At 50.6% G+C, this 9821-nt stretch carries 11 protein-coding genes; 6 read left to right on the top strand and 5 right to left on the bottom strand.

Translation table 11 applies throughout. The annotated features are described in order from the left end of the window. The first annotated feature begins 495 nt into the window (after positions 1-495). Positions 496-726 (top strand): hypothetical protein, encoded by a 231-nt coding sequence (locus EOJ37_RS07660; protein ID WP_127959340.1) that lies wholly within the window; start codon positions 496-498, stop codon positions 724-726. A 201-nt stretch (positions 727-927) separates the two neighbouring features. On the opposite strand, the gene ychF is transcribed toward EOJ37_RS07660, so the two are convergent. Both ychF and pth read right to left on the bottom strand, forming a co-directional pair. Continuing rightward, on the bottom strand, positions 928-2019 hold the full coding sequence (gene ychF / locus EOJ37_RS07655) for a redox-regulated ATPase YchF (protein WP_127959339.1): 1092 nt from the start codon (positions 2017-2019) through the stop codon (positions 928-930). Between the two features lie 189 nt (positions 2020-2208). Further along, on the bottom strand, positions 2209-2796 hold the full coding sequence (pth, locus tag EOJ37_RS07650) for an aminoacyl-tRNA hydrolase (RefSeq protein WP_127959338.1): 588 nt from the start codon (positions 2794-2796) through the stop codon (positions 2209-2211). Between the two features lie 332 nt (positions 2797-3128). Between pth and ychH the strand changes: the two genes are divergently transcribed. Continuing rightward, positions 3129-3398, top strand: coding sequence for a stress-induced protein YchH (gene ychH, locus EOJ37_RS07645; RefSeq protein ID WP_127959337.1), 270 nt, complete (start codon positions 3129-3131; stop codon positions 3396-3398). 97 nt (positions 3399-3495) lie between these two features. On the opposite strand, the gene prs is transcribed toward ychH, so the two are convergent. From prs to lolB, 3 genes are all read right to left on the bottom strand, one after another. Beyond that, a complete protein-coding gene (prs, locus tag EOJ37_RS07640; protein ID WP_127959343.1) occupies positions 3496-4443 on the bottom strand; it encodes a ribose-phosphate diphosphokinase in 948 nt (315 codons plus the stop codon). A gap of 194 nt (positions 4444-4637) precedes the next feature. Further along, positions 4638-5501 carry a 4-(cytidine 5'-diphospho)-2-C-methyl-D-erythritol kinase gene (gene ispE / locus EOJ37_RS07635; RefSeq protein WP_127959336.1) on the bottom strand — a complete coding sequence of 288 codons (864 nt, stop codon included), beginning with the start codon at positions 5499-5501 and terminating at the stop codon, positions 4638-4640. Further along, positions 5498-6133, bottom strand: a complete 636-nt coding sequence (gene lolB, locus EOJ37_RS07630) for a lipoprotein insertase outer membrane protein LolB (protein WP_127959335.1) — start codon at positions 6131-6133, stop codon at positions 5498-5500. Before lolB ends, ispE begins: the two co-directional genes overlap by 4 nt. Before the next feature lie 29 nt (positions 6134-6162). On the opposite strand from lolB, the gene EOJ37_RS07625 reads away from it, so the two are divergent. The 4 genes from EOJ37_RS07625 (at position 6163) to prmC (ending at position 9729) form a co-directional block, all read left to right on the top strand. Beyond that, on the top strand, positions 6163-6348 hold the full coding sequence (locus tag EOJ37_RS07625) for a hypothetical protein (RefSeq protein WP_127959334.1): 186 nt from the start codon (positions 6163-6165) through the stop codon (positions 6346-6348). A gap of 170 nt (positions 6349-6518) precedes the next feature. Continuing rightward, the gene (hemA, locus tag EOJ37_RS07620; RefSeq protein WP_127959333.1) at positions 6519-7781 is read left to right on the top strand and encodes a glutamyl-tRNA reductase; all 1263 of its coding nucleotides are present in this window, start codon (positions 6519-6521) and stop codon (positions 7779-7781) included. A gap of 31 nt (positions 7782-7812) precedes the next feature. Next, positions 7813-8898, top strand: a complete 1086-nt coding sequence (gene prfA, locus EOJ37_RS07615) for a peptide chain release factor 1 (RefSeq protein WP_127959332.1) — start codon at positions 7813-7815, stop codon at positions 8896-8898. Then, positions 8899-9729, top strand: a complete 831-nt coding sequence (gene prmC, locus EOJ37_RS07610; protein WP_127959331.1) for a peptide chain release factor N(5)-glutamine methyltransferase — start codon at positions 8899-8901, stop codon at positions 9727-9729. Positions 9730-9821: the final 92 nt, after the last annotated feature.

Raw genomic sequence — 9821 nt, 5'->3', positions numbered from 1 at the left:
GAAAAATAGTCAACTGGACCAACTGCTGCCCCTGCCCGGTAACACCTTCTCCTCATCCACCTAATCTGCCGCTCACCTTAACCACTTAATATAAACTCGCAAGGTGAGATCGCCGGATGTTTACAACTACTTGAAGCTGGACTCACCAATCACCCTGAATTTTTTTGCAAGATAATCCAGGGTATCTACCATCCCGCAAAAGAAGATCAACCAGCAGAAAAAACTTCCGCTCAATCACAGGAGTTTGCAAGAAATGCCCGGCGACTGCTAGGTGGCTGGAAAACGCCCCCCGGGACACAAAATGATGGGGCATTTAGTGGGGAATCTTTCAATCAATGGTTACAAAAGGTAAAACAGATCTGTACAGAATCGGGTCATCTTTCTGTTGCACTTACGCATATTGGTAACGTATTAATCCATGCTCCAACAGATCCAGACGGTTTATGGATACACCGTACCGTCGCTGCAGCACTTAATGAGCGCGAAGCCGATGATATGCGTGCAGGTTTTAGAATCAGTCTATACAATTCAGGAGGGGTTCGTGTTCATCGTTTCGATTCTATCGGAAAGCCAGAATTGGAGCTGGCAGAGCTGTACAGAATTAAAGCCGACACAATAGAAAATGCAGGATTTCACAGAATTGCAACCACCTTGCGAGATTTAGTTAACGATTACCAACAGCAATCTGAATCAATGCAAACTATTATGGCCCAGCACTATTCCTAAAGGAAGAAACCGCACCCAGATAATTAAAAATAAAAATACTGCTGATCAATGACATTTACAGGACAAATGCAACGTTGATAGCCAATAGATAACTCGCTAGGCATGGTTACAGACGGGAGATCTGCCACTACCACCAAACTGATCGCGCAGTTTGTCGGTTATGCTGCGCAAATCTCCCGAGACTCACCCATAGCAAACAGGTTAGACATTGAACAAAAAGTTCATCACATCACCATCTTTCACGATGTAGTCCTTACCTTCTGAACGCATTTTTCCGGCCTCTTTAGCCCCTTGTTCCCCTTTGTAGGCAATGAAATCCTCAAAGGCGATAGTTTGCGCACGAATAAAACCTTTTTCGAAATCGGTATGGATTTTACCAGCGGCTTGTGGCGCGGTAGCACCAACAGGGATCGTCCAGGCTCGCACCTCTTTTACCCCGGCAGTAAAGTAGGTTTGCAGATTAAGTAGTTGATAACCAGCGCGGATCACACGGTTTAATCCTGGTTCAGTCAGCCCTAATTCAGCCATAAACTCATTACGCTCTTCATCTTCCAACTCAGCAATATCTGCCTCTACTGCGGCACAGACAGCGACAACGACCGAGCCTTCTGCTGCCGCAATTTGATTGACCTGCTCAAGATAAGGGTTATTTTCAAAACCATCTTCATTAACGTTGGCGATGTACATAGTCGGTTTCAGCGTGAGGAAACTTAAGTAACGCACTGCGGCTTTCTCCTCTGCGCTTAAGGCTAACGCACGTAACATGCCAGCATTTTCCAATTGCGGTAGGCACTTCTCCAACACGGCCAGTTCAGCTTTTGCGTCTTTATCGCCGCCTTTGGCCTTTTTCTGTATCCGCTGGATCGCACGTTCACAGGTTTCGAGATCTGCCAACGCCAACTCAGTATTGATCACCTCGATATCATCAGCAGGATCGACCTTATTGTTGACATGAATAATGTTGTCATTTTCAAAGCAGCGCACCACATGGCCGATCGCCTCCGTTTCACGGATATTGGTCAGGAACTGGTTACCCAGACCTTCACCTTTTGACGCCCCTTTAACCAGACCGGCAATATCAACAAACTCCATGGTAGTAGGCAGGATGCGTTGCGGTTTAACAATTTCGGCCAGTTGATTAAGCCGCTCATCCGGCATGGGCACCACACCAGTGTTGGGTTCAATGGTGCAGAACGGGAAGTTGGCAGCCTCAATGCCTGCTTTAGTTAATGCATTGAATAGGGTGGATTTTCCGACATTAGGCAGGCCGACAATACCGCATTTGAATCCCATAGTTGTATCACCTTAACTAGTTAATAAATCAGGTTGTGCTGTTGTATAAAAGGTATCCTGTCAACCCATTGAAGCGTAAGCTCACGCTTCACAGCACGCGTTAAAAATTGTCAACGAAAAGCTCGCTGGGAAAATTCAGTCAGCGAGGACAACATAGCAATACTCGCTATTCCCAGATCAGATCGTGGGTTAACCGGCCTTGAAAGCATGAAGGCGGTTGACTGCTTTGGTCATTCCCTCTTTCAGTAAGATATCGGTACAGGCCAATGATTCATCAATCGCCGCATCAATCAGTTTTTGCTCGCTTAATGAGGGCTTACCCAACACGAAGCCAACAACGCGGCTCTTATCGCCCGGATGGCCGATGCCAATACGCAGGCGGTAGAAGTTGGCATTATTCGCCAACTTGCTCTGAATATCTTTCAAACCATTGTGACCGCCATTACTGCCAGCCAATTTGAGTTTGGCAACGCCTGGTGGCAGATCCAGTTCATCATGCGCCACCAAGATCTCTTCCGGCAAAATACGGTAAAAACTGGCGATCGCGGCCACCGCTTTACCGCTCAAATTCATAAAGGTATTTGGGATCAACAGTCGCACATCGTTACCTGCCAAATTGAAACGCGCGCTGTGGCCAAAAAATTTGCTCTCTTCGGTTAATCGCTGATTATGGCGCTGTGCCAGCAACTCTACATACCAGGCACCGGCATTATGGCGCGTTTGTGCGTACTCGGCACCCGGGTTAGCCAACCCAACTATCAATTTGATATTGCTCACTGGAAGATCCACTTTGGTTACTGTTAATGATCCTCGGCTAAAAGACAGCGGATTAGCACACCAAATACGCTGTTGCTCAGATATTGGCTAATCTGGCGTGATAGCCATGCAATCGCCGCAAGCTGGCTAGTTTACTTGGTTAAGCGCCGAATGACAAAACAACGGCACTCACACGGCCAGCAGTGTGCCAAGTACTAACAGGCTTTCTGCTTGATCAGCATTAAAATCTGTGACGGCAGGCGCAATCAGCGAAATAAAAACACAGCTATACTGAAAACAGCTACTCATTAATAGTGATGCTGTGATGAGTAAGCCTGATAAGGGGGAACAAGATGAAACATAAAAATGCGAAATTAATCGGTAATACGTTGATGATATTCGGCATTGTTGTCATGCTTGCGGGTGGCGGCTATGCAATTATCGCGGAGATGTCACCGTTCAACCTGCCCCAACTGTTTGCGCATGGCGCGGTAATGAGCATCTTTATCGGTGCACTGCTATGGTTGGCTGGTGCGTGCGTCAGCGGACGGGAAGGGGTTGCCGAACGCTATTGGTGGATAAAACATTTTAACAAGCACAACAAGAGCATGGGTTCGCACTGATAGCGGCACAGCGCTGTTCGATTGTCGACCAGGCAGCGTCTGCTGATAGAGGCTGTGCCAGGCAGGCACAGCCATTATTCAGTTTCTGGTGTGGGAATTAATGCTCAAACATGGCAGAAATGGACTCTTCGTTGCTGATGCGGCGGATCGCCTCAGCCAGCATACCAGACAGAGTCAAAGTGCGGACATTGTTCAGCGCTTTGATCCCCGGTGACAGTGGGATAGTGTCACAGACAATCACTTCGTCAATCACTGAGTTTTTGATGTTTTCTACCGCATTGCCAGAAAAAATCGGGTGGGTTGCATAGGCAAATACCCGCTTAGCGCCACGCTCTTTCAGCGCTTCAGCCGCTTTGCACAACGTGCCACCGGTATCGATCATATCATCGACCAATACGCAGTCACGCCCAGCAACATCACCAATGATGTGCATCACTTGCGAAACATTCGCACGTGGGCGGCGCTTATCGATAATCGCCATATCGGTATCATTAAGCAGCTTAGCAATCGCACGAGCACGCACTACGCCGCCGATATCCGGCGAGACCACGATCGGATTTTCCAGATTCTGCTGCATCATATCTTCCAACAGAATAGGGCTGCCGAACACGTTATCAACCGGAACATCAAAAAAGCCCTGGATCTGCTCCGCATGGAGATCAACGGTCAACACACGATCGACCCCAACGCTGGAAAGAAAATCGGCCACCACTTTTGCTGTGATTGGCACACGCGCTGAACGCACACGGCGATCCTGACGGGCATAACCGAAATAGGGGATAACAGCCGTAATACGACCAGCAGAAGCACGGCGCAGCGCATCAACCATTACCACCAACTCCATCAGATTATCGTTGGTCGGCGCACAGGTTGATTGGATGATGAAAATATCACCACCACGCACGTTCTCATTGATTTGCACACTTACTTCGCCATCGCTAAAGCGACCCACAGCGGCATCGCCGAGTGTGGTATATAAACGATTGGCAATACGTTGCGCCAGTTCCGGGGTGGCGTTACCAGCAAAAAGCTTCATATCAGGCACGGGAAGAACCTCAGGCTTGCGTCCAGAGAAGATATTGTCATGCAGCGCCAGCCCCAGAGCTTTTGGCAACGCTGCCACAATATACATATATAATCTATAAAGATACGTTTAGCCAACTGACTGTCACACGGCTGTGTCGCAATAGCTGCAATTCTCAACCATGGCAGCGTTAACCAGTGCAGTCTCAACTACAGCTACTCACTGCGTAGCATCAACTGCTCAGCACGGACGCGATGCAGCGGTGAGAGATTCACACCGCGCGCGACGAACCCACGCACCCAAGCCGGAGCTTGGTTCAACACTTGCCGGGCAGCGCTTTCTGAGTCAAATTCAGCAAACACACAAGCACCGGTACCGGTCAAACGTGACGGCGCGTATTGTAACAGCCATGAAAGAAGCTGTTCAACCTCACGAAAACGTTTTCTTGCGATTGGTTCACAGTCATTGCGGTAATCTGACGCCAACAGGCAACTTAACGAGCGCACCGGAGAGTCTCTTTTTAACTCTGGATCAGCAAAAATAACCGGCGTAGCGATAGTGATACCGGGATGCGCAACCAGATACCACTTCTCCGCTGGGTTGGCCGGTTGCAGTTTTTCGCCAACTCCCTCAGCAAAGGCAGCATGACCATAGACAAAAATCGGCACATCAGCACCTAGCGTAAGCCCCAGTGTGGCCAACTGCTGATCAGTCAACCCACATCGCCAAAGCTGATTGAGTGCAATCAACACTGTCGCGGCATTGGAAGAACCGCCCCCCAGTCCGCCCCCCATCGGTATACGCTTGTCCAGCCAAATATCAACACCTCGCGCTGCTGCTGTAGTGCAAGATTGCTGTAGCAGCCGCGCAGCTCGCACAATCAGATTCTGCTCCTCGGGCAGATCCGCCAGTGGGGTGAGGAGTTGAATTTTCTGGTCTGAACGCAAGCGAAAGGAGAGCGTGTCGCCGTAATCGAGGAACTGAAACAGCGTCTGCAACAGATGATAACCGTCGGCTCGACGGCCAGTAATATACAAAAACAGGTTAAGTTTTGCTGGTGATGGCCAATGCGAAATCATCTGATGAGCGTCCAGTGATCCATTTTCAGTTTGATCCGTTGTGCTCCCTGCTCCAGTTCAAGGCGATTAGGCAGCGCCGGTGTCAGGTTAGTATCAAAATCCTGGTAGTTGACCTGCCAGGTTAACCCATTCTGCTGATACGTGAGCCGCTTGAGGCGGTAGTTAGCATCCACCTGAAAATCTTTAGCATTACCAGGCAGCCCCAACATCCACTGGCGTAAATTGTTGATCGGGATCGCCATACCGGTTAGCTGCAACAACATCGCTTCAGCATCATGACTCAAGTAACGCCCCCCTTGGCGATCAATCAACTGAACCTGATTATTTTGTACTGTCAGTTCCAGTTCAGTGCCTCCCAATGGATTGGTTAACAACAAGCGATAATGATCGGCACTGTATTGTTGCCAGAAAAAACGGGCATACACTTTTTTCTGCTCAGAAAGGTAGGCAAATGAACCGCGCGTTTGGTATTGCGTCAACTGCTGTAGCTGCTGCTGATGTGCAATCCACTGTGGTGATTGAGGACTCACTGTCGGCCCTCTGGGCTGCGTCACACTACAAGCGACTAACAGTAAACTGGCTAACGGCAGCAATCGCAGCAGGTTCATCTGACGCGCAGGCTGAATTGGCATAATTTTTCCTTCAGAGGAGTGGAAACATATTGTTTATTCTAGCGGCAGAACAAACCAGCGCAATATTACACCCAATAGCGCCTATTGACGATCGTGATATCAGCGGAACGCCCGCATTATCACCCATCATGGCAATGTTCGGCATCTACCACGGCGGCCGCCGTCTATTTGTTAACCAGCAGCGATTACCTGAGTCACTGCACAACCAGGGATAAAAACCAGAACAGCGGGCAGAAAAATCGCCATGTTCGGATTGGGTTGCTACGCTATAGCACAGACAGCGGCAATTGCCGGAAGATGCGCGTGTTGCTTTTATTGATGCCACGCATCAAGTAGAATGCCAGCCAACAAAAATTCATATTCCAGAGAAGTTTCATCTAACGCAATGGTTCTGCTTGCCTTAGGCATTAATCACAAAACGGCGCCGGTTTCTCTACGAGAGCGAGTGACCTTTTCTCCAGAGTCTGTTCCCTCTGCATTGGCGAGCTTGCTCCACCAACCGGCGGTGCAGGGTGCTGTGATTTTGTCTACCTGCAACCGCACCGAACTCTACCTCAGCGTGAGTGAACAGCCCCAGTTACATGAACAGTTAACGCGCTGGCTCTGCCATCATCACCAGCTACATGCTGAAGAAGTGAGCCATACTCTCTATTGGCACACGGGTGAACACGCGGTCAGTCACTTAATGCGCGTTGCCAGCGGATTGGATTCGCTAGTGTTAGGGGAACCACAGATTTTAGGTCAGGTAAAAAAAGCATTTGCCAGTTCACAACAAGCGCTGGCGCTCAATAGCGAACTGGAACGGCTATTTCAGAAAGCGTTTTCTGTGGCAAAGCGTGTGCGTAGCGAAACAGAAATTGGTGCCAGCGCAGTCTCGGTAGCGTTTGCCGCCTGTAGTTTGGCACGACAGATTTTTGAATCGTTAACACAACTCAACGTGCTGTTAGTCGGCGCTGGTGAAACCATCACCCTGATTGCACGCCATTTAAACCAGGCACAAGTGCAACAGATGGTGATTGCCAATCGCACCCGCAAACGTGCTCAAGATCTGGCAGATGAAGTTGGCGCACAGGTGATTAGCTTGCCGGAAATTGACGCCCGACTAGCAGAGGCGGATCTGATTATTACCTCTACCGCCAGCCCACTGCCGATCATTGGCAAAGGTATGGTAGAGCGAGCACTAAAAGCGCGGCGCAACCGGCCAATGTTACTGGTCGATATCGCGGTGCCGCGTGACATCGAACCGGAGGTCGGCAACCTGGCGGATGCTTATCTCTACAGTGTGGATGATCTGCAAGCGATCATTCAGGGCAATCTGGCTCAACGTCAAGCGGCGGCAATTGAAGCCGAGTCGATCGTGCTGCAAGAGAGCGCCGGTTTTATGTCTTGGCTGCGGGCGCAAAATGCCACTGCCAGCATTAGAGAGTATCGCCAGCAGGCTGAACAGATCCGCGAGGAGATGAGAGTAAAAGCGTTGCTGACCATTGCGCAAGGGGGCGATGTCACACAGGTGGTCAACGAGCTGGTACACAAACTGACTAATCGTTTGATCCATGCGCCGACCAAATCACTGCAACAAGCCGCAGGTGAAGGAGATATGGAGCGGTTACAGATTTTGCGCCAGAGTTTAGGGTTGGATAAACATTAGTTCTCTTTGATTAGCAGGGGTAAAAACACGCATGAAGCCTTCTATTGTTGCCAAACTGGAAGCGTTACAAGAGCGCCATGAAGAGGTGCAGGCACTGCTTGGTGATGGTGGTGTGATCGCCGATCAGGAGCGATTTCGTGCGTTGTCGCGCGAATATGCACAATTGAGCGATGTCAGCCGCTGTTTTTTACAGTGGCGTCAAGTGCAGGAAGATATGGCGACAGCAGAAATGATGCTGGATGATGCCGAAATGCGTGAAATGGCACAAGAGGAACTGAAGCAAGCCAAAGCCAGTGCTGAAGTGCTGGAGCAGCAGTTGCAGCTATTGTTATTGCCGAAAGATCCCGATGATGAACGCCACTGTTTTCTGGAAGTTCGTGCTGGAACCGGCGGTGATGAAGCGGCGATCTTTGCTGGCGATCTGTTCCGCATGTATAGCCGCTATGCCGAAGCCCGTCGCTGGCGAGTGGAAATCATGAGCGCCAACTTGGGTGAGCATGGTGGTTATAAAGAAGTGATAGCCAAAGTTTCCGGTGAGGGGGCTTACGGCCAACTGAAATTTGAATCTGGCGGCCACCGAGTACAGCGCGTACCGGAGACCGAATCCCAAGGGCGTATCCACACCTCCGCCTGTACCGTAGCTGTCATGCCGGAGATCCCAGAAGCCGAGTTACCTGACATCAACCCCAGTGATCTGAAAGTTGACACCTTCCGCTCCTCGGGTGCGGGTGGGCAGCACGTTAACACCACTGACTCGGCGATCCGCATTACCCACCTGCCCACCGGCATTGTGGTTGAGTGCCAGGACGAACGCTCGCAGCACAAAAACCGCGCCAAAGCGATGTCAGTGCTAGCAGCACGCATTCATGCGGCGGAAATGGCCAAACGCCAACAGGCAGAAGCATCAACGCGCCGCAACTTACTGGGTAGCGGAGACCGCTCTGACCGTAATCGCACTTACAACTTCCCACAAGGACGGGTGACCGATCATCGCATCAACCTCACACTCTATCGTCTGGATGAGGTGATGGAAGGCAAACTCGACATGCTAATCCAACCGATTGTGCAGGAACACCAGGCGGATCAGTTGGCGGCACTTTCCGCAGAGCTTGAATAATTGGACTATCTCCACTGGCTGAAACAAGCCACCAGCACACTTGCGGCAAGTGACAGCGCCAAACGCGATGCCGAGATCTTACTGGCGTCGGTCACTGGGCGCAGTCGTGCGTTTCTGCTGGCATTTTCTGAAACCGAATTGACAGAGGCAGAAACCGAGCAACTGTCGCTGTTACTGGCACGTCGTCAGCGCGGTGAACCGATAGCCTACCTGCTTGGTGAACGTGAGTTTTGGTCACTGCCGCTGGCAGTCTCGCCCGCTACGCTGATCCCGCGCCCCGATACCGAATGTCTGGTTGAACTGGCGCTGGCGCGTTTGCCTACAACGCCATGCCAGATTTTAGATCTTGGCACCGGTAGCGGCGCGATCGCATTAGCGCTGGCCAGCGAACGCGGCGACTGCCAAATCACCGGCGTCGATCTACAGCCCGATGCAGTCGCACTGGCACAACATAATGCGGCTAAACTGGCGATCAAGAATGTTGAATTTAAACAGGGAAGCTGGTTTAGCCCGGTCGCTGGACAACGCTTTGACCTGATTGTCAGCAATCCGCCCTATATCGATGAAACTGATCCCCATCTACAGTTAGGGGATGTACGTTTTGAACCGCACAGTGCGCTAGTTGCGGCAGATAACGGGCTGGCAGATTTAGCCAGCATCGTAGATCAGGCAAAAGATTTTTTACTGCCCAACGCGTTGCTGTTACTTGAGCATGGGTGGCAGCAGGGCAGCGCGGTACGAGGATTGTTACAACAGGCCGGATTTATTACCATTGAAACCCATCGTGACTATGGTGGTAACGACCGCGTGACGCTAGCGCGTAGCCCATAGAACGCAATCAAGCACTGCATGTGCGTCGGTTGGCAACGCAGTGAACCGTCACGGGAAGACAACCTCTCAACTGAACATGCAGTCAATAAGCT

This window comes from Serratia microhaemolytica, assembly GCF_004011885.1.
Classification (GTDB): Bacteria; Pseudomonadota; Gammaproteobacteria; order Enterobacterales; family Enterobacteriaceae; genus Serratia_G; species Serratia_G microhaemolytica.
The sequence above is the reverse complement of the archived record's forward strand: the minus strand, read 5'-3'. Positions and strand labels throughout refer to the sequence as shown.

Excerpts from the sequence above, each read along its gene's own strand:
- EOJ37_RS07660 (WP_127959340.1), top strand. The coding sequence starts at position 496 with ATGCGTGCAGGTTTTAGAATCAGTCTATACAATTCAGGAGGGGTTCGT.
- ychF (WP_127959339.1), bottom strand. The coding sequence starts at position 2,019 with ATGGGATTCAAATGCGGTATTGTCGGCCTGCCTAATGTCGGAAAATCC.
- ychH (WP_127959337.1), top strand. The coding sequence starts at position 3,129 with ATGAAACATAAAAATGCGAAATTAATCGGTAATACGTTGATGATATTC.
- ispE (WP_127959336.1), bottom strand. The coding sequence starts at position 5,501 with ATGATTTCGCATTGGCCATCACCAGCAAAACTTAACCTGTTTTTGTAT.
- lolB (WP_127959335.1), bottom strand. The coding sequence starts at position 6,133 with ATGCCAATTCAGCCTGCGCGTCAGATGAACCTGCTGCGATTGCTGCCG.
- hemA (WP_127959333.1), top strand. The coding sequence starts at position 6,519 with ATGGTTCTGCTTGCCTTAGGCATTAATCACAAAACGGCGCCGGTTTCT.
- prfA (WP_127959332.1), top strand. The coding sequence starts at position 7,813 with ATGAAGCCTTCTATTGTTGCCAAACTGGAAGCGTTACAAGAGCGCCAT.